Annotated in this window: 15 protein-coding genes; 6 read left to right on the forward strand and 9 right to left on the reverse strand. The window is 72.2% G+C overall.

Going from position 1 to position 18,820, the window contains the following annotated elements; genetic code table 11:
* Positions 1-16 precede the first annotated feature (16 nt).
* Positions 17-685, forward strand: a complete 669-nt coding sequence (locus O2W16_RS19155) for an MBL fold metallo-hydrolase (protein ID WP_269160424.1) — start codon at positions 17-19, stop codon at positions 683-685.
* Positions 686-723: 38 nt separating this feature from the next.
* The gene (locus tag O2W16_RS19160; protein WP_269160425.1) at positions 724-1,107 is read left to right on the forward strand and encodes a VOC family protein; all 384 of its coding nucleotides are present in this window, start codon (positions 724-726) and stop codon (positions 1,105-1,107) included.
* Between the two features lie 105 nt (positions 1,108-1,212).
* Here O2W16_RS19160 and O2W16_RS19165 read toward each other — a convergent pair whose 3' ends face one another.
* Positions 1,213-1,491 carry a hypothetical protein gene (locus tag O2W16_RS19165; RefSeq protein WP_269160427.1) on the reverse strand — a complete coding sequence of 93 codons (279 nt, stop codon included), beginning with the start codon at positions 1,489-1,491 and terminating at the stop codon, positions 1,213-1,215.
* 175 nt (positions 1,492-1,666) lie between these two features.
* Between O2W16_RS19165 and O2W16_RS19170 the strand changes: the two genes are divergently transcribed.
* Together O2W16_RS19170 and O2W16_RS19175 are read left to right on the forward strand one after the other, a co-directional pair.
* Positions 1,667-1,915 carry a hypothetical protein gene (locus tag O2W16_RS19170; RefSeq protein WP_269160428.1) on the forward strand — a complete coding sequence of 83 codons (249 nt, stop codon included), beginning with the start codon at positions 1,667-1,669 and terminating at the stop codon, positions 1,913-1,915.
* Positions 1,912-2,346 (forward strand): hypothetical protein, encoded by a 435-nt coding sequence (locus tag O2W16_RS19175; protein ID WP_269160429.1) that lies wholly within the window; start codon positions 1,912-1,914, stop codon positions 2,344-2,346. Before O2W16_RS19170 ends, O2W16_RS19175 begins: the two co-directional genes overlap by 4 nt.
* A gap of 25 nt (positions 2,347-2,371) precedes the next feature.
* Here O2W16_RS19175 and O2W16_RS19180 read toward each other — a convergent pair whose 3' ends face one another.
* From O2W16_RS19180 to uvrB, 5 genes are all read right to left on the reverse strand, one after another.
* On the reverse strand, positions 2,372-4,429 hold the full coding sequence (locus tag O2W16_RS19180) for a S9 family peptidase (protein ID WP_269160430.1): 2,058 nt from the start codon (positions 4,427-4,429) through the stop codon (positions 2,372-2,374).
* A gap of 47 nt (positions 4,430-4,476) precedes the next feature.
* The gene (locus O2W16_RS19185) at positions 4,477-5,814 is read right to left on the reverse strand and encodes an MFS transporter (protein ID WP_269160431.1); all 1,338 of its coding nucleotides are present in this window, start codon (positions 5,812-5,814) and stop codon (positions 4,477-4,479) included.
* 147 nt (positions 5,815-5,961) lie between these two features.
* Positions 5,962-7,059 (reverse strand): TerC family protein, encoded by a 1,098-nt coding sequence (locus O2W16_RS19190; protein ID WP_269160432.1) that lies wholly within the window; start codon positions 7,057-7,059, stop codon positions 5,962-5,964.
* A 138-nt stretch (positions 7,060-7,197) separates the two neighbouring features.
* Positions 7,198-8,322 carry a TerC family protein gene (locus O2W16_RS19195; protein WP_269160433.1) on the reverse strand — a complete coding sequence of 375 codons (1,125 nt, stop codon included), beginning with the start codon at positions 8,320-8,322 and terminating at the stop codon, positions 7,198-7,200.
* 255 nt (positions 8,323-8,577) lie between these two features.
* Positions 8,578-10,701 (reverse strand): excinuclease ABC subunit UvrB, encoded by a 2,124-nt coding sequence (gene uvrB, locus O2W16_RS19200; protein WP_269160434.1) that lies wholly within the window; start codon positions 10,699-10,701, stop codon positions 8,578-8,580.
* A 515-nt stretch (positions 10,702-11,216) separates the two neighbouring features.
* On the opposite strand from uvrB, the gene glgX reads away from it, so the two are divergent.
* Together glgX and treY are read left to right on the forward strand one after the other, a co-directional pair.
* Complete coding sequence (gene glgX / locus O2W16_RS19205) at positions 11,217-13,325, forward strand: glycogen debranching protein GlgX (protein ID WP_269160435.1); 2,109 nt, start codon at positions 11,217-11,219, stop codon at positions 13,323-13,325.
* A complete protein-coding gene (gene treY, locus O2W16_RS19210) occupies positions 13,322-15,670 on the forward strand; it encodes a malto-oligosyltrehalose synthase (RefSeq protein WP_269160436.1) in 2,349 nt (782 codons plus the stop codon). The genes glgX and treY overlap by 4 nt, the downstream gene beginning before the upstream one ends.
* A 47-nt stretch (positions 15,671-15,717) precedes the next feature.
* Here treY and O2W16_RS19215 read toward each other — a convergent pair whose 3' ends face one another.
* The 3 genes from O2W16_RS19215 to O2W16_RS19225 are packed head-to-tail and all read right to left on the reverse strand — an operon-like array spanning position 15,718 to position 18,676.
* Positions 15,718-16,929, reverse strand: coding sequence for an ABC transporter permease (locus O2W16_RS19215; RefSeq protein ID WP_269160437.1), 1,212 nt, complete (start codon positions 16,927-16,929; stop codon positions 15,718-15,720).
* Positions 16,926-17,654 carry an ABC transporter ATP-binding protein gene (locus O2W16_RS19220; protein WP_269160438.1) on the reverse strand — a complete coding sequence of 243 codons (729 nt, stop codon included), beginning with the start codon at positions 17,652-17,654 and terminating at the stop codon, positions 16,926-16,928. The genes O2W16_RS19215 and O2W16_RS19220 overlap by 4 nt, the downstream gene beginning before the upstream one ends.
* Positions 17,651-18,676 (reverse strand): efflux RND transporter periplasmic adaptor subunit, encoded by a 1,026-nt coding sequence (locus O2W16_RS19225; RefSeq protein WP_269160439.1) that lies wholly within the window; start codon positions 18,674-18,676, stop codon positions 17,651-17,653. Before O2W16_RS19225 ends, O2W16_RS19220 begins: the two co-directional genes overlap by 4 nt.
* Between the last annotated feature and the right edge of the window lie 144 nt (positions 18,677-18,820).

Below are 18,820 nucleotides of genomic sequence, written 5' to 3' on the forward strand. Positions count from 1 at the left end.
CCCGGACGGGAGCAGCATGAGCGGGCAGACGTACACCGGTGACGTGCAGGTCGGCGGCCCCGCCGACGTCCGGGAGCTCCCCGGGCTGACCATCCGGAAGCTGGCCGTCAGTGAGATGGCGAACAACGTCTACCTGCTCACCAGCACGGCCACCGGGGAGTCCCTGCTGGTCGACGCCGCGGCCGAGCCGGCGGCGCTGCTGGAGCTGATCGGTGACGCCGACGTCCGCACGGTCGTGACCACGCACGGGCACTGGGACCACCACCGTGCGCTCCCGGAGGTGGTCCGGGCGACCGGCGCGGAGATCGTCGCGCACCCGGCCGACGCGGCCGACCTGCCGGTGCCGGTCACCCGGCCGGTGGAGCACGGTGACACCGTCGCCGTCGGCGACCAGACCCTCGAGGTGGTGCACCTGCGCGGGCACACGCCGGGCAGCATCGCGCTGGTCTGGCGTGGTCCCGAGGGCGCCGGCACGCACGTCTTCACCGGCGACAGCCTGTTCCCCGGCGGCGTGGGCAACACCCAGTCCGACGTTGCCCGGTTCACCAGCCTGGTCGATGACGTGGAGAGCCGACTGTTCGGTGAGCTGTCCGACGACACCTGGGTCTACCCGGGACACGGGAGCGACACCACGATCGGCGCCGAGCGGCCGGACCTGCCGGAGTGGCGCGCCCGCGGCTGGTGACGGGACGGCGGTCGGCGCCATCGCCTACCGTGCCGCACATGGCCGACGGTCCTCCTGTCTCGCTGGGCGCGGTGAACGTCGGCGCCCGAGATCCCCGTGCACTGGCCTCCTTCTGGGCCGGCCTGCTCGGCGGTGAGATCGCCGGCGAGCACGGCGACTTCGTGTTCGTCTCCGCCCGGGAGCCCGACGGCTTCGCGATGTCCTTCTGGCCGCACCCCGGCGATCGTCCGGAGCAACCGGCCCAGCACCTCGATCTCACGGTGCCGTGGGGGACGCGGACCGCCGCGGTGGACCGCGCGATCGCGCTCGGCGCGGTCCACCGGTGGGACGTGCTCGACGAGGTCCCCTGGGTGCAGTGGTCGACCCTCGCCGACCCGGAGGGCAACCTCTTCTGCCTTGCGGAGCACCCGCCTGCCGGGTGACGCCCGACGCCGGTCGGTACGCCGGCGCGGAGCGGCCGGACCTGCCGGAGTGGCGCGCCCGCGGCTGGTGACCGACGCGGCGCAGCGCCCGATCTCGGAAGAGCTCTAGTCCTCGAAGAGCTCCACGAGCTCCTCCGCCGTCCCGGGCACGTGCAGTGGCACCACCGAGATCGACCAGTCCGGGCGGCGCTCGTCGAGGTCGACCGCCAGGTCCCACGCCGCCCTCGCGGTGAGCGGGCCGAAGCACGCGTCGTCCCCGTCCTCCCCCACCGCGACCTCGACCAGCCAGTTGTCGGAGAGATCGGCCGCGAGCTCGGCGAAGTCGGCCTCGCTGTCCTCGTCGGGCTCCGGGAGGTCGGCCTGGACGGGGTAGATGAGCGCCATGCGGACACGCTAGACCGGCTCGCGGCCCCTGACCGCCCGCATCAGCCGCCGCTCCGGATGCCGGTTCACCGATGCCACACCGGGTAGTGCACAACCGGAGCCGTGGACGAACGCGCCCGCGGCACGTCCGGAAGCGCCGCGTGCCTGCGGCCACCGCCCGAGCGAGGAGAGCTCCATGACCACGTCGACCAGCGACACTGCGACCGGCAAGCGCGACATCAAGTCCCACGAGGCGACCAGCTTCGCCGACCTGGGCAAGGAGATGTGGGCCTACCTGACGGGCAAGGGCGCGGCGATCAACTACGAGTTCGTGGACATGACCGTCGAGGTCCCGCGGGAGACCGGTCCCGACGCACCCCGCGCCACCTGGAAGCTGAACGGGACGCTGCGCATCACCACCGCCGAGAACGCCAGCAAGGGATGAACCCGGAGGTGGCCCGCCTCGACGTGACGGGCGACCTGTCGATCGAGGTCGACGGCGCGCCCGTGCGGGTCACCGCCGCGGGCGGTGACGTGCACGTGGTCGCCGACGACGTCCGCGGGTTCGTGCTGGGTCTGCGGGCGGCGGCCACCGCCCGCACCGGGACCCGGCCGGGCCGCGCCGACCTCGCCCAGCTGGCCGGCGCGCTGGCCGATGCCGGGCTCACCGCCCGGCTCGACTCGCCGTCGCAGCACATCGTCACCGTGGGCTCGGGCGTCGACTCCTCACTCGGCGGCGCACTGCTGGGCACCCGACAGGCACGCCCAGACGCCGTCGGCATCATCCGCGCCAGCAGCCGGGCCCGTGCGGTCGAGACCGCGCTGGTGGCGACGCTGCTCGCCCTCGGCTATGCGGTGGTCCGCCGCCGCAGGTGAGCGAGGGGACAGGACAGCGCGCTCCTCAGACGACCCGGGTCGCCCGCACGGTCAGCGGCTCGGCCGGGTCCGGCCCGGCCGAGCCGCCGACGGACCCGGCCGGCAGCGCGCCCATCGCCGAGCTGTTCTGCGGAGTCGGCAGCCAGCGGCCCCACCAGCGCAGCACGTGCTCGAGCCGTGCCTGGCGGTGCTTCGGCCGGCCGGACCGCGACAGCTCGTGGCCCTCCCCCGGGAACAGCAGCAGCTCGGTGGGGACGCCGCGGCGCTTGAGTTCCACGTAGAGCCGGGTGCCCTGTTCCAGCGGGCAGCGCCAGTCCTCCTCCGAGTGGATCACCATCGTCGGCGTGGTGATCCGGTGCGCCGAGGCCATCGGCGACTGCGCGGCGACGCGTCCAGGATCGGTGCCCACGTACTCGTCGGGGAAGAAGAACCCGATGTCGGAGGAGCCGACGAAGCTGACCGGGTCGTTGAACCCCCGCTCGCTGATGCCGGCGACGAACCGGTCGGTGCGGCCGAGCAGCAGCGTGGTCATGAACCCGCCGTACGAGCCGCCCATCAGCCCGACGCGGGTGTCGTCCAGCCCCGGGTCGGCCAGCGCTGCGTCCAGGAAGGCGAGCACGTCGTCGGCGTCCAGCTCGCCCATGTGCTCCTTGATCACCCGCCCGTGCGCCTGGCCGTAGCCGGACGACCCGCGGGGGTTGCACATCAGCACGGCGTAGCCGGCCTCGACGTAGGCCTGGGTCTCGTCGAAGAGCGTCCACCCGTACTGGCTGAACGGCCCGCCGTGCACGGTCAGCAGCACCGGGTGCGGCCCGGGACCGGGCGGTGTGGTGACCCAGCCGTGCACCGGGTAGCCGTCCGGCGCGGTCGCCGTCGTCTCCCGCATCCGGTGCAGCCGACCGGTTTCCTGCAGCGGTGCACCGAAGCCGGTGATCAGCCGGCGGCGTCCCGGGGTGATCGCGATGAGCTCGCCCGCCGAGCGGTCGTGCGCGACGGTGGCGACGACGACGCCGCCCCCGACGGCCACCCCGCGCACCGTGTACGGCCCCTCGACCAGCGCCTCGGGCTCGCCGCCGTCGAGCGGGACCCGCAGCAGTTCGACCGCACCGCGCCGCTGGACGCCGACGAAGGCGGCGCCCCCGGCCACCACGGTCGCCGGTGTCTCGTCGCCGCGGTCGTGCTCCTCCGGATCGAGCAGCGGCACCACGGGCCCGCCGTCGGCGCTGACCTGGGCTAGGGTCGTGTTCCGGCCGACGAAGTCCCGGCCGAGCGGGCCCAGGTCGGGGATCGCCGAGAGGTAGAGGGTGCTGCCGGTGGCGTCGTCCGGGTCGTAGGCCGGGTGGGCGCAGGCGGACCGGGAGTCGGTGACCCGGCGCAGCCCGCTGCCGTCGGGCCGGACGACGTACACGTCGGTCACCCGGTCCAGGTCAGCACCCTCGTGCCGCGCGGAGACGAAGGCGAGCTCGGCGCCGTCCGGACGCCACGTCACGTCGGTGTCGTCCACGTCGCCGCCGGTGACCTGGAACGGCGTGGGCCGCTCGTCGGCGGTCTCGGCGGTGTCGGCCGGCAGGTCGACGACGAAGACGTGACTGCGGCGGTCGTTGGTGAACCCGACGCCGTCGGCCCGGTACGTCAGCGTGGTGATCAGCCGTGGGGGCTCCGCACCCGGCGACACGTCCTCGTCGGTGCCGTACCGCCCCTGCTCGGGCACGCGCGCGGTGTAGGCCAGCCGACGGGAGTCCGGCGACCACACCGGGGTGCCCGCGCCCAGGTGGTGATCGGTCAGCCGCCGGGCCGTGCCGCCGTCCACGGGCAGCACGTGCAGCTGCGGTCGCCCCTTCGGCTCGGCCGACAGGTAGGCCAGCCAGCGCCCGTCCGGGGAGAACACCGGCGCCGAGTCCAGGTGGCCGTGGGTGAGCGGCCGGGCCGGCGCCGAGCCGTCGGTCGGGACGGTCCACAGCTGGCCGCGGTACTCGTCGGTGTCCAGGTCCAGCCGGCTGACGGCGACGACGGCGGTCGCCCCGTCCGGGGACACCGTCGGCACACCGGGCACGCGCAGCAGGGAGAGGTCGGCAGGCCGCATGCGGGCACGCTAGCCCAGGCGCACAGCGGCGCAGATGATGAGCCCTGCTAAGGGGTGAGTGCTCCCGGGTCGCGCCGTTCCGCCCGGATGCTGCGGGCCAGACCCAGCGCCCCGAACAGCGGCAGCGCGGCGAGCAGCAGGAGACTGCGGTCCAGCCCGAGGACCTCGCCCGCACCGCCGACCACCGCCGACCCCACCCCGCCGCCGACCAGGAAGACCAGGGTGGCGATGCCGAGTGCGACGCCGCGCACCTCGTCGGGGACGGCGCCGCCCACCGCGGCCATCAGGGCCGGCTGGCCCAGCCCGAAGGCGACCGTCACCAGGACGACGGCCGTCACCAAGCCGGGGGCGGAACCAGCGGTGGCGCCCAGAGCAGCGACCAGCAGCGCGACGGTCGCGGTGATCCCGGAGATGGCCAGCGACCGGGCGGGGCCGAGCCGGGCCAGCAGCGGGCCGGCCAGCCGCGGGGCGAGGAAGCCGGTGACCGCGCTGGGCACCAGCGCCAAGCCGATGTGCAGCGGTGTCCACCCCTCGCCCGCGAGCACGGCGGGGACGGCGATCAGCAGCGCGAACCAGGCGGCCGGGACGGCCGAGGCGGCCAGCGCGCTGCGCACCACCACCGGCTCCCGGAGGACGGCCCTGGGCAGGAAGCCCTCCGGCCGGCGGCGCACCTGCGCGGCGACCGCCGGGATGCCCAGCCCGAGCAGGGCAGCACCGACGGCGGCGATCACCACCCCGGAGGCCGGTGACTGCACGAGCAGCACCAGGCCGGCGGCGGTGCCGGCGACCAGGACCGCGCCCAGCACGTCCAGCCGGGCACCGGTGCCCACGGCGGGGACCGAACGCCACAGCACCGGCACGAGCAGCAACCCGAGCGCCGGCAGCACCACGACCGCCCGCCAGCTGGCGACGTCGGCCACCAGCCCGCCGACCAACGGCCCCAGCGCACTGACCGCCGCCGCGGTGCCGGTGACCTTGCCCAGCGCGGCCGTGCGCACCGCGCCCTCGTACCGTGCGCTGACGATCGCCATGCCGAGCACCGGGACCGCAGCCGCACCCAGGCCCTGGAGGATGCGGGCACCCAGCAGCACCGGGTAGCTGGGGGCCAAGCCGCCGAGCACTGCACCGGCGGTCATCAGGGCCACCCCGACGACCAGCGGCAGCCGGATGCCGGCCAGGTCGGCGACCCGGCCGTACACGGCGGTCGCCACGGCCAGCATCAGCGCGTAGAGGCTGATCACCCAGGAGACGCCACCGGTGGTCAGGTCCAGGTCGGCGGCGATGGCCGGCAGCGTGACCGCGACCGCAGCACTGCCCATGCCGGCGAGTCCGAAGAGGAACCCGACCAGGCCGGCGACGCGGCCGGCGTCGGTCGGGGCGCTCATGACCGGGAGCCAACCACGCGCCGGCCCGACGGCGGGACGGCGTCCTGGTGGCCGCCGGCGGCTCGACGGTGGAGCCGGGGACGATCCCGCCCCGCTGACGGCCTGCCGCGCGAGACGGCGGCCCGGGCGACCGGGCCGCCGTCCGGCTCAGTTCCTGCGGGGCTGGTCCTCGCCGGTGACGGCCTGCGCGCGCCGCTCGTCCTCGGTGAGCGCATCGGCCCGACCGGGCTCGCCGGTGTCGGTCGCGGCCGGGTCGATCGCGGCACCCTGGACATCGGGCACCTCGCCACGGGTCTTGATGAGGCTGGCCACGGTGGCGACGAGCAGGACCACCAGGATCACCGTGAGGGACAGCCAGGTCGGGATCGCCGGGATGCTCTCCAGGGGCTCGCGCTCACCGGCGAAGGGGTACTGGTTCTCGTGCAGCGCCTCGAGGATCAGCTTGACGCCGATGAAGGCGAGGATGACGGCCAGCCCCAGCGACAGGTAGACCAGGCGCTTGAGCAGGCCGCCGAGCAGGAAGTACAGCTGGCGCAGGCCCATCAGCGCGAAGATGTTCGCGGTGAAGACGATGAACGGCTCGCGGGTCAGCCCGAAGATGGCCGGGATGCTGTCCAGCGCGAAGAGCAGGTCGGTCGTGCCCAGTGCGAGGAACACCACGATCATCGGCGTCCACAGCTTCTTGCCGTTCTCGACGACCCGGATCTTGCTGTCGTGGAAGTCCTGGGTCATCGGCAGGACCTTGCGCATCCGGCGGATGAGCCCGTTCTCCTCGTAGTCCTCGTCCTCCTCGCGGTGCCGGACCAGGTTGATCGCGGTGTAGACGAGGAAGGCGCCGAAGAGGAAGAAGACCCAGATGAACCGCTCGATGACGGCGGCGCCGGCGAGGATGAAGAGGCCGCGGAGCACCAGCGCGATGATGATCCCGACCATCAGGACCTCTTGCTGGAGCTTCCGGGGCACCCGGAAGCGGGCCATGATGATCACGAAGACGAAGAGGTTGTCGACCGAGAGCGAGTACTCGGTCAGCCAGCCTGCGTAGAACTCCGTGGCGAACTGGCCGTTCGTCACCGCCAGCACGATCCCGCCGAAGGCCACCGCCAGGCCCACGTAGAAGACCACCCACAGCGTCGCCTCCTTCACGGAGGGCTCGTGCGGACGACGGACGACGAGGGCGAGGTCGGCGAGCAGCAGGACGGTGAGCCCCACGAACGTCGAGATCTCGAACCAGACGGGGAGCTCCACGGGCGGGACTGTACAAGTTGGTTGTAGCCAACACCCGGCCAGCCGGGGCGCGCCGGGTGGGCGTCTGGCCGATGGTGCGCGGTTGCCCGCCGGCGGTCCCGGGGACGACGGTCGTCGTCCCCGGGGCCGCACTCGTGATCAGTCGGTGTGTGTCTCCGGTCGGCTGACCGGCACCCCACGCGGGTCGGCGGGAGTGTCGGCCGTGTCGGTGTCCGGGTCACCCGGCGCACCGATGTGCCGTCCAGTGCTGTCGGCGCCGGGCTCACCGGCGTCGCGCTGCTCGCGCCGCGCCGCGTCCTTCTTGTTCTTGCGCAGGCTGGCCCAGGTGGTGATCACCAGGGTCACCAGGATGACCAGCAGCGACAACCAGGTCGGGATCTCCGGGATCAGCGTCACGTGCTCACCGCCGTTGATGAACGGCAACGTGTTCTCGTGCAGGGCGTGGATCAGCAGCTTGATGCCGATGAACCCGAGGATGATCGACAGGCCGTAGGCCAGGTACACGAGCTTGTCGAGCAGGCCGTCGATGAGGAAGAACAGCTGTCGCAGGCCCAGCAGCGCGAAGGCGTTCGCGGTGAACACCAGATAGGTCTCCTGGGTGAGACCGAAGATCGCCGGGATCGAGTCGACGGCGAAGAGGATGTCGGCGCTGCCGATGGCGATCAGCGCGATCATCAGCGGGGTGATGAACCGCTTCCCCTTGATCTTGGTGATCAACCGGTCGGAGTGGTACTCCTCGGTCGTCGGGAGCACCTTGCGGGTCAGCCGAAGGACCGAGTTCTCCTTGAACTCCTCGTCATCGTCGTGACCGCCGCTGCGGGCCTGGGCGATCGCGGTCCAGATGAGGAAGCCGCCGAAGATGTAGAAGACCCAGCTGAAGTTCTCGATGGCCGCTGCCCCGAGGAAGATGAAGATCGTCCGCAGCACCAGCGCGAAGGCGATGCCGAACAACAGGACCTTCTGCTGCAGCTCTCGAGGCACGGCGAAGCTCGCCATGATGAGCACGAAGACGAAGAGGTTGTCGACCGAGAGGCTCTTCTCGGTGACCCACCCGGCGAAGTACTCCCCGGAGTAGGTGCCACCCCAGAAGACGAACACCACCAGGCCGAAGAGCACGGCGATGCCGACGTAGACCGCCGACCACTTGGCGGACTCGGCAAGGGTCGGCGCGTGCGGCGTGCGCACGTGGCCGATGAAATCGAAGACGAGCATCCCGATGATCGCAGCCACCGTGATGCCCCACACCCACAGGGGGACGTCCATGCACTTCCTCCGGTCGTCTGGCTCATGTCAGCACCGGAGGTCTCTCCCACCGGCCCGCGAGCGGGTCGGCCGGCGGCGCCGGGGACCGTGGGATCCCGTGTTGACGACACTGCCGCGAGCGGGATACTCCCCTCCACGTGAGGCCTGCCCGGTCCGGCGCGACAGCGCACCGCCCCCTGCAGCCCAGGCCCCAGGGTCCCCTACGAACGGCCGGGCCGCAGAGTTCCCGCAGACGGTGAGGACCTCAGAGCTGAGTCAGGCGTGTGCGGCGTCGAACTGCCGCAGCTCCTTCTTCAGCTCGGTCAGCTCGTCGCGCAGCCGGGCCGCCACCTCGAACTGCAGTTCGCGGGCCGCAGCCAGCATCTGCTCGTTCATCGAGGTGATCATGTCGGCGAGCTCGTTGCGCGGCAGCCCCTGGACGTCGATCGACCCGGCCTTCGCCTTGCTCCGCGACGACAGCCCCGGCACCGGCGACTTCCCCCGCGACTGCTGGCGCCCCGAACCGCCCAGCAGCTCGGTCGACGTCATGTCCTCGGCGTCCTCGGCGGCCTTGTAGATGCCGTCGAGGATGTCGACGATCTTCTTGCGCAGCGGCTGTGGGTCGACGCCGTGCTCGGTGTTGTAGGCGATCTGCTTCTCGCGCCGCCGGCTGGTCTCGTCGATCGCCTGGGCCATCGACGGGGTGATCTTGTCGGCGTACATGTGCACCTGGCCGGAGACGTTGCGCGCGGCCCGGCCGATGGTCTGGATCAGCGAGGTGCCCGAGCGGAGGAAGCCCTCCTTGTCCGCGTCGAGGATCGCCACCAGCGACACCTCGGGCAGGTCGAGCCCCTCCCGCAGCAGGTTGATGCCGACCAGCACGTCGTACTCGCCCTGCCGCAGCTCCCGCAGCAGCTCGACCCGGCGCAGGGTGTCGACCTCCGAGTGCAGGTAGCGGACCTTGATGCCGAGCTCGAGCAGGTAGTCGGTGAGGTCCTCGGACATCTTCTTGGTCAGCGTGGTGACCAGGATCCGCTCGTCCTTCTCCGTACGCAGCCGGATCTCGTGGACCAGGTCGTCGATCTGTCCCTTGGTCGGCTTGACGACGACCTCCGGGTCGACCAGCCCGGTCGGGCGGATCACCTGCTCCACCACGTCACCCTGGACCCGGCCGAGCTCGTAGTGGCCCGGGGTCGCCGAGAGGTAGACGGTCTGCTTGATGCGGTCGGTGAACTCCTCCCAGCGCAGCGGGCGGTTGTCCATCGCCGAGGGCAACCGGAAGCCGTGCTCGACCAGCGTGCGCTTGCGGCTCATGTCGCCCTCGTACATGCCGCCGATCTGCGGCACCGTCACGTGCGACTCGTCGATGACGAGCAGGAAGTCGTCAGGGAAGTAGTCGATCAGGCAGGCGCCGGCGCTGCCGGGCGCCCGGCCGTCGATGTGCCGGGAGTAGTTCTCGATGCCCGAGCAGAACCCGACCTGCCGCATCATCTCGATGTCGTAGGTGGTGCGCATGCGCAGCCGCTGGGCCTCCAGCAGCTTGCCCTGCTTGTCCAGCTCGGCCAGCCGCTGCTCGAGCTCGGCCTCGATGCCTCCGATGGCCCGCTCCATGCGCTCGGGGCCGGCGACGTAGTGGGTGGCGGGGAAGACGAACAGCTCGTCGACCTCGCGGATGACCTCGCCGGTCAACGGGTGCAGGTAGTACAGCCGCTCCACCTCGTCGCCGAACATCTCGATCCGGCAGGCGAGCTCCTCGTAGACCGGGAACACCTCGATGGTGTCGCCCCGGACCCGGAACGTGCCGCGGGTGAAGGCGAGGTCGTTGCGGGTGTACTGCTCGGTGACCAGGGTGCGCAGCAGCTCGTCGCGGTCGCGCTCCTCCCCCACCTTGATCTTCAGCGCCCGCTCGACGTACTCCTCGGGCGTTCCCAGGCCGTAGATGCAGGAGACCGTCGAGACCACCACCACGTCGCGCCGGGTGAGCAGGCTGTTCGTCGCGGAGTGCCGCAGCCGCTCGACCTCGTCGTTGACCGAGGAGTCCTTCTCGATGTAGGTGTCGGTCTGCGGGACGTATGCCTCGGGCTGGTAGTAGTCGTAGTAGGAGACGAAGTACTCGACGGCGGCGTCGGGCAGCAGCTCCTTGAACTCGTTGGCCAGCTGCGCGGCGAGGGTCTTGTTCGGCGCCATCACCAGGGTCGGGCGCTGCACCTGCTCGATCAGCCAGGCCGTGGTGGCCGACTTGCCGGTGCCGGTGGCGCCGAGCAGCACGGTGTCCTGATCTCCGGCGTTCACCCGCTCAGCGAGCGCCTTGATCGCCGTGGGCTGGTCGCCGGAGGGCTGGAACTCGCTGACGACACGGAACCGCCCCTGGGTGGGCCGGATGTCGGTGGATGCACGCACGCCGACGACGGTACGACGGGCCTGTGACAGAAGGGGCCCGCGCGTCGTCCGGGCCGCCCCGGGCCGGACGTGACCCCGTCCGGGTGCGCCGCGTGGGACCCGTGGGACGGCAGATCGACACCCCGCCGCCGTGGGGCCTTGTCGACACGCCGGAGGACCCCTAGCGTCAGCGCCCGCAGGAGCGAGCAGCACCGGTCGCCGCCAGTGCCACCCGGGGTCACCGGGCGAGGTCGGCGGCGCCGGGTTGCTGCGCCTTTCCCTGCCCGGCGCAGGCCCGCAGCGGAGCCCTCGGGTCGGCCCGGCGGGTCGTGCGGCGGGGTCGGGTGGACCGGCCTTGGCAGACTCACCCCGAGGACCGCCCGCGATCGTCCTCCGAACGCCGACCGTGTCCTGCGCGTCACAGGTGTGCGGAGGACCGGACGCGGGCATCCGACGACGAACCCCCCGGTTCAGCCGTGACGACCCGCGCCCCCGCCCCGAGCCCAGGGGCGACCAGCTCAGGAGGACGAACTCTCATGACCACCCAGGTGTGGCCCGGTTCCGCATATCCCCTCGGGGCGACCTACGACGGCACGGGCACGAACTTCGCGATCTTCAGCGAGGTGGCCGAGAAGATCGAGCTGTGCCTGTTCGACGAGGCGGGCAACGAGGAGCGCATCCGCCTCCCCGAGATGGACGCCTACGTCTGGCACGCCTTCCTCCCCGGGGTCCAGCCCGGCCAGCGCTACGGCTTCCGCGTGCACGGCCCGCACGACCCCGAGCAGGGGCACCGCTGCAACCCGAACAAGCTGCTGCTCGACCCCTACGCCAAGGCCATCGACGGCCAGGTGGACTGGGACGAGGCGGTGTTCGGCTACCACTTCAAGACCGGTGCCAAGAACGACGGCGACTCCGCGGCGCACATGCCGAAGTCCGTCGTGATCAACCCCTACTTCGACTGGGGCGTGGACCGTCCGCCGAAGACCCCGTACAACAAGACGGTCATCTACGAGGCGCACGTCAAGGGCCTGACGATGACCCACCCGCGGATCCCCGAGGACCTGCGCGGCACCTACGCCGGCGTCGCCCACCCGGCGATCATCGAGCACCTGCTGGAGCTCGGGATCACCGCGATCGAGCTCATGCCGGTGCACCAGTTCGTGCAGGACGACACCTTGCTGCAGAAGGGCCTGCGCAACTACTGGGGCTACAACACGATCGGCTTCTTCGCCCCGCACAACGAGTACGCGCAGCAGACCGACGGCCAGCAGGTGCAGGAGTTCAAGGGCATGGTCCGGGCCCTGCACGAGGCGGGCATCGAGGTCATCCTCGACGTCGTCTACAACCACACCGCCGAGGGCAACCACATGGGCCCGACGCTGTCCTTCCGGGGCATCGACAACTCGGCGTACTACCGGCTGGTCGAGGACGACAAGCAGTACTACATGGACACCACCGGCACCGGGAACTCGCTGAACGTCCGGACGCCGCAGTCGCTGCAGCTGATCATGGACTCGCTGCGCTACTGGGTCACCGAGATGCACGTCGACGGGTTCCGCTTCGACCTGGCGTCGTCCCTGGCCCGGCAGTTCCACGAGGTGGACCGGTTGTCGGCGTTCTTCGACCTCTGCCACCAGGACCCGATCGTCAGCCAGGTGAAGCTGATCGCCGAGCCGTGGGACATCGGCGACGGCGGCTACCAGGTCGGCAACTTCCCGGCGCTGTGGACGGAGTGGAACGGCAAGTACCGCGACACCGTCCGCGACTTCTGGCGGGGCGAGAACGCCACCATCGGCGAGTTCGCCAGCCGGATCACCGGCTCGGCGGACCTCTACCAGCACTCCGGCCGGCGTCCGGTGGCCAGCATCAACTTCGTCACCGCGCACGACGGGTTCACGCTGAACGACCTGGTCTCTTACCACGAGAAGCACAACGAGGCCAACGGCGAGGACAACAACGACGGCGAGAGCCACAACCGCAGCTGGAACTGCGGGGTCGAGGGCAAGACCAAGGACCCCGCCATCAAGGCGCTGCGGGCCCAGCAGCGGCGCAACCTCATCACCACGCTGATGCTGTCCCAAGGTGTCCCGATGCTGCTGCACGGCGACGAGCTCGGCCGCAGCCAGGGCGGAAACAACAACGGCTACTGCCAGGACTCCGAGCTCACCTGGATCGACTGGGAGAACATCGACGAGGGCCTGCTGGAGTTCACCAAGCTGGTCACCAAGCTGCGCACCGACCACCCGACGTTCCGCCGTCGGCGGTTCTTCCACGGCCGCCCGGTGCGCCGCGCGGAGGGCGACCCGGTCCAGGACGTCGCCTGGTTCACCCACGCCGGTGAGCTGATGAGCGAGGAGGACTGGGACGCCCACTACGCCAAGTCGATCGGCGTCTACCTCAACGGCCACGGGATCCGATCCACCGACGAGCGGGGCGAGCCCGTCGTCGACGACTGCTTCTACCTGGTGTTCAACGCCTGGCACGAGGACATCGAGTTCACCCTGCCCAGCAGCGAGTACGCCGAGGGCTGGACGGTGGTGGTGGACACCGCGGAGATGAGCGAGGTCGAGCCGCTGGTGATCAAGGCCGGTGACACGTTGACCGTCGCGGCGCGCGCCACCGTCGTCCTGCAGGCCGCCCCGTGACCCAGCCGGCCGCGAGTCGCCCGGCCGAGAGCCGACGCCGGGAGGTGCCGGCGAGCACCTACCGGCTGCAGGTGACCGCCGACTTCACCCTCGACGACGCGGCGGCCGTGGCCGGCTACCTGGCCGACCTCGGCGTGACCCACGCGTACTCCTCCCCGCTGCTGCGCTCGGCGGCGGGGAGCACGCACGGGTACGACACGGTCGACCACGCGCACATCGACGAGCCGCGCGGTGGGCGGGCCGGGCTCGACCGGTTCGTGACCGCGCTGCACGAGCACGGCCTCGGCCTGGTGCTGGACCTGGTGCCCAACCACATGGGCGTCAGCGACCCGGCCGAGTCCCGCTGGTGGTGGGACCTGCTCCAGCACGGGAGGGAGTCGGCCCACGCCGACGCCTTCGACGTCGACTGGGACTTCGGCGGCGGCAGGATCCGGGTCCCGGTGCTGGGCAGTGCGGACGACGTCTCGGAGCTGCAGGTCGTGGACACCGCCGACGGCCCCGAGCTCCACTACTACGACAACCGCTTCCCGATCGCCCCGGGCACCGCGCAGGGCACGCCGCAGGAGGTGCACGACCGGCAGCACTACGAGCTGGTCGACTGGCGGCGCGCGGACGACCAGCTGAACTACCGGCGGTTCTTCGCGATCAACACCCTGGCCGGGCTGCGGGTGGAGGACCGCGACGTCTTCCGCGCCACGCACGCGCTGGTCGTCCAGCTGGTGGAGAACGGCGCAGTCGACGCCCTGCGGATCGACCACCCCGACGGGCTGGCCGACCCGAAGGGCTACCTGGACCTGCTCGCCGAGGCGACCGGGGACCGCTGGACCGTCGTGGAGAAGATCCTCGAGCCGGGCGAGGAGCTGCCGGAGGACTGGCAGACGGCCGGGACGACGGGGTACGACGCGTTGGCCGAGGTCGACGACGTGCTGGTCGACCCCGCCGGCGAGGCGGCGATCACCGCGCTGGACACCGAACTGGCCGGCGGCCGGGTCGACTACGCCCAGCTCGTGCACGACTGCAAGCGCGAGGTCACCGACGGGATGCTCGGGTCGGAGGTGGCCCGGCTGCACCGGATCGTCGGAGAGCTGCCCGGGGTGTCCACCGAGCAGGTCACCGAGGGCCTGGCCGAGCTGCTGGCCGGCTTCCCGGTCTACCGCAGCTACCTGCCCGTCGGCCGCGAGCACCTGGACGCCACGGTGGCCGCGGTGAAGCGCCGCCGGCCGGATCTCACGGCCGCCGTCGACGCCCTGCACCCGCTGCTGAGCTCGGCCGGCACCGAGCTGGCCACCCGGTTCGAGCAGACCTCGGGCCCGGTGATGGCCAAGGGAGTCGAGGACAGCGCCTACTACCGGTGGTCGCGGTTCGTCGCGCTCAACGAGGTGGGCGGTGACCCGGCCCGGTTCGGGACGACGGTGGAGGAGTTCCACGCGGCTCAGCAGCACCGCCTGGAGGTCAAGCCGGCGTCGATGACGACGCTGTCCACCCACGACACCAAGCGCAGCGAGGACGTGCGGGCGCGGCTGGCCGTGCTCGCCGAGCTCCCGTCCGAGTGGGCCGGCCTGGTCCACGGCTGGCTGGACCGGCATCCCCTGGCCGATCGCCCGCTGGCGCACCTGGTGTGGCAGAACCTGGTCGGCGCGTGGCCGCTGTCCCGGGAGCGGGCGCACGCCTACGTGGAGAAGGCGGCCCGGGAGGCGGGCACCTCGACCACCTGGACCAACCCGGTGCAGGAGTTCGAGGACCGGTTGCACGCCCTGGTGGACGCCGCGTTCGACGACGCCACGACGCATGCGGAGATCGAGCGGTTCGTGGCGCGCATCGCGCCGTTCGGCTGGTCGAACTCGCTGTCGCAGAAGCTGCTGCAGCTGACCATCCCCGGGGTCCCGGACGTGTACCAGGGCAGTGAGCTGTGGGACTTCTCGCTGGTCGACCCGGACAACCGGCGTCCGGTCGACTACGGGCAGCGCCGCGAGCTGCTCGCCCGGCTCGACGGTGGCTGGGTGCCGCCGGTCGACGAGACCGGTGCCGCGAAGCTGCTGGTGGTCTCCCGGACGCTGCGGCACCGCCGCGACGTCCCGGAGGCGTGGTCGGGGTACGCCCCGGTGCCGGCCCGCGGTCCGGCGGCCGACTCCGTCGTCGCCTTCGACCGCGGCGGCGTGGTCACCGTGGCGACCCGGCGGCCGGTGCACCTGGCTCAGACCGGCTGGGGCGACACCTCCGTCGGCTCGCGGACCGGCGCCTGGCGGGACCTGCTCACCGGCACCCGGCTGGTCTCCGACTCCGGCGGCATCCGGCTGAGCGAGCTCTGCGCCCAGCTGCCGGTCGCCCTGCTCGTCCGGGACTGATCCGGCCCGGTCCCCACCACCAGGCCCTGGTGGTGGGGGCCGGACGGTCAGAACCGGATCGCGTCGATCACCTTCACCCGGACGGCGATCAGCGCGGGCACCAGGCCGGCCAGCGCGCCGACGGCGGTCGCCGCGACCAGCCCCTCGACCGCCGCCGAGACCGGGAAGCCTGGTGCGTCGACCAGCGGGACGCCGCCGGCCAGCCACCGCTCCAGCGGCAGGTTCCGGACGATCGCCACCGACAGCGCGACAGCGGCGAGCCCCGCCAGTGCGGTGGCCACGACGCTCTCCAGCACCACCGCGGAGAAGACCCGCGCCGAGGTCGCCCCGAAGCTCCGCCGGACGCCGATCTCCCGGATCCGCTGGCGGACGGTGACCAGCCCGATGTTCAGCACCCCGAGCCCGCCGAGGGCCAGCACCACCAGCCCGGCGGCGCGGACGGCGAGCCGGAGCGTGGCGATGGTGTCCTCCAGGTTCTCCGGGTCCTGCCGGTAGGCCTGCACCTCCGCACCGGGCAGCAGCCGGGCCAGGTCTGCCTGGACTGCGGTGACGACTGCGTCGGCCTGCGCGGAGGGCACCCAGAGCTCCAGCGTGGGCGGCGACCAGAAGCCCGGGGCCCCGGCCGCGGTGACGGCGTCCCCGGCCGAGGAGTCGATCCGGTAGGCGCTCGGGAAGCCCTCGTTCCAGTCGAGCACCCCGACGATCGTGGCCAGCACCGGCTGCGAGCCGCCGATCACCACGGTCGGCCGGGAGCTGAGGTCCGGGACGCCCAGCAGCGTGAGGAAGTCCCGGTTGACCACCAGGGCGGGCGACAGGCTCTGCCGGTCACCGGTGCGGAACCAGCGGCCCTCGACCGGCTGGATGCGGTGCAGCGGACCGTAGGACGGCGAGACGCGCCTGGTCTCCACGGCCTGCGTGTCCCCGGGGAACCGGTAGAGCCCGTTCTCCTGGGCGAGGGTGGCCACCGCCTCCTCCGGCAGCCCGTAGCGGGTCACCAGCGCGTCGACCCCGGCGTCCCACTCCTGCTGCGGCACGTTCCCGGTCATCGGGTCGTAGGCGGAGACACCGATGGTCGCCGTCCGCCCGCCGCTGGCCTCGGCCTGCTCCTGCTGCACCTGCGCGGCGATCTGGCCCAGCGCCGTCACCGTGGTCATCGCCAGCACGGCCAGGAAGACCCCGACCAGCGACAGCAGGACCCGGGCCTTGTGCACCCGGACCTCGCCCCACGCCTCGCTGAGCGTGCCCAGCAGCCCGGTCATGCGTCGGTCCGGTCACTGGTTGCCGCAGCGAGCGCGTCCCCGGCGGGAACGGGGGTGAGCCGACCGTGGTCGAGCCGGAACCGGCGGCCGGCCAGCGCGGCCACCGAGAGGTCGTGGGTGATCGTCACCAGGGCGGCACCGTTCTCGGCGGTCACCTCGGCCAGCAGCGCCATCACCGCGGCCCCGGTCTCGACGTCCAGCGCACCGGTCGGCTCGTCGGCGAGCACCACCCGGGGCCCGCGGACCAGTGCCCGGGCGATCGCCACCCGCTGCTGCTCACCACCGGAGAGCTTCTCCGGCACCGACAGCGCACGGGGGCCCAGGCCGACCCGGTCGAGCATCGCCCGGGCGGCCCGGTTGCGGGTGAGGAAGTCCCGGCCGCGGGCGTAGAGCAGCGGCGCGGCGACGTTCTCCTCCGCGGTGCGCCGCGGCAGCAGGTTGAACTGCTGGAAGACGAAGCCGAAGGTCTCTCCCCGCAGCCGGGACCGTCGCCGTCCACCGAGGGCGTCGGTCGGCTGCCCGTCCAGCAGGTAGGTGCCGGCGGTCGGGCTGTCCAGCAGGCCCAGCACGTTGAGCAGCGTGGACTTCCCCGAACCGGACCGGCCGACGATCGACACGTGCTCGCCGGCCGCGATGCTCAGGTCGACGCCCGCCAGCACCGGCAGCAGGCTCCCGTCGGGCAGCCGCACGTCCCGGCCGATCCCGGAGAGCTCCAGCAGGCTCACCCGTACGGCCCGCCCATGCCGTAGGGGTCGGCGGCCGCGTCGTCGGGCACCGGGACGAACTCCAGCACCGACTCCCCCTCGGTCAGACCGCCGGTGATCTCCACCTGCTGCCCGTCGGTGAGCCCCAGCGTGACCGGTCGCTCCTCGGGGGTCCCGTCGGCGCCGGGCACCCAGACCACCCCGTTCTGCACCGAGCCCTGCACCGCGGTCACCGGCACCACCAGCGCGTCGGCGACCTCGCCCGCCTGCACGGCCACCGTCGCCGCCATCCCGGAGAAGACGGTCACCTCGGCCGGGACGGCGCACCGGGCGGTGGTGGTGGCGGTGATCGGCATGCCGGTCATCGGGTCCACCCCGGCGCTGGCCTGGTCCTCCCCGCTCGGCGGGGCACCGAGGGTGAGCCCCGTGCAGGTGAACGGCGCCGGGCCGCCGGTGACCGTGACCTCGGCGGTGGCGGGCGGGCTCAGCAGCCGGAACTGGTCGGCCTGGGAGAGCGACGCGGTAACCGAGAGGGTGCCCGGGGAGATGGTGCCCACGGCGTCCCCGACGGCGACCACCTGGTCCTTCAGGACGTCCAGGGTGGCCAGCCGGCCGGCCGCCGTCGCGGTGACCGTCACCACCTTCACCAGCGGGTCGCGCGGCGTCGAGGTCGGGTTTCCCTCGGCGTCCGTGCCGACGACCGGGTCGCGCTCCTCCTCGAACCGGACGTCCAGCAGCTTGTCCCCGACCGCCACCGGAGCCCCGGCGCTGACGTGCAGCCGGCTCACCGTCCCGGCGGCGGTCGCCTTGACCGGCACCGCGGGGTCGGCGGCGATGGAGCCCTGCACGGAGACGGTGTTGGTCACCGTGCCGCGGGTGACCGGGATCGACGGCGACCCCAGGTCCACGCCGGGGGCGCTGGTGACGCCGGTCGGGTCGGCCCCGCCGCTGCCGCGGAAGGCCAGGACGACGAGCGCCACCGCGATCACCGCCCAGATCAGGATTCGCAGCACGGGCAGGACCCAGGTCCGGACCACCGTCATGTCGGCTCTCTTCGTCGCGCGGAACGGAAGCGTGCAGAACCTAGCGGGCCGGAGGCCTCCCTGTGGTCATCCCGGAGACGGAATCGCGGCCCTGAGCAGGTCGTCCTCGCGGTGGACGCCGCCCGGCCCGAGACGTGCCCACCG

It is taken from the genome of Modestobacter sp. VKM Ac-2984 (genome assembly GCF_026967985.1).
Taxonomy (GTDB): Bacteria; Actinomycetota; Actinomycetes; order Mycobacteriales; family Geodermatophilaceae; genus Modestobacter.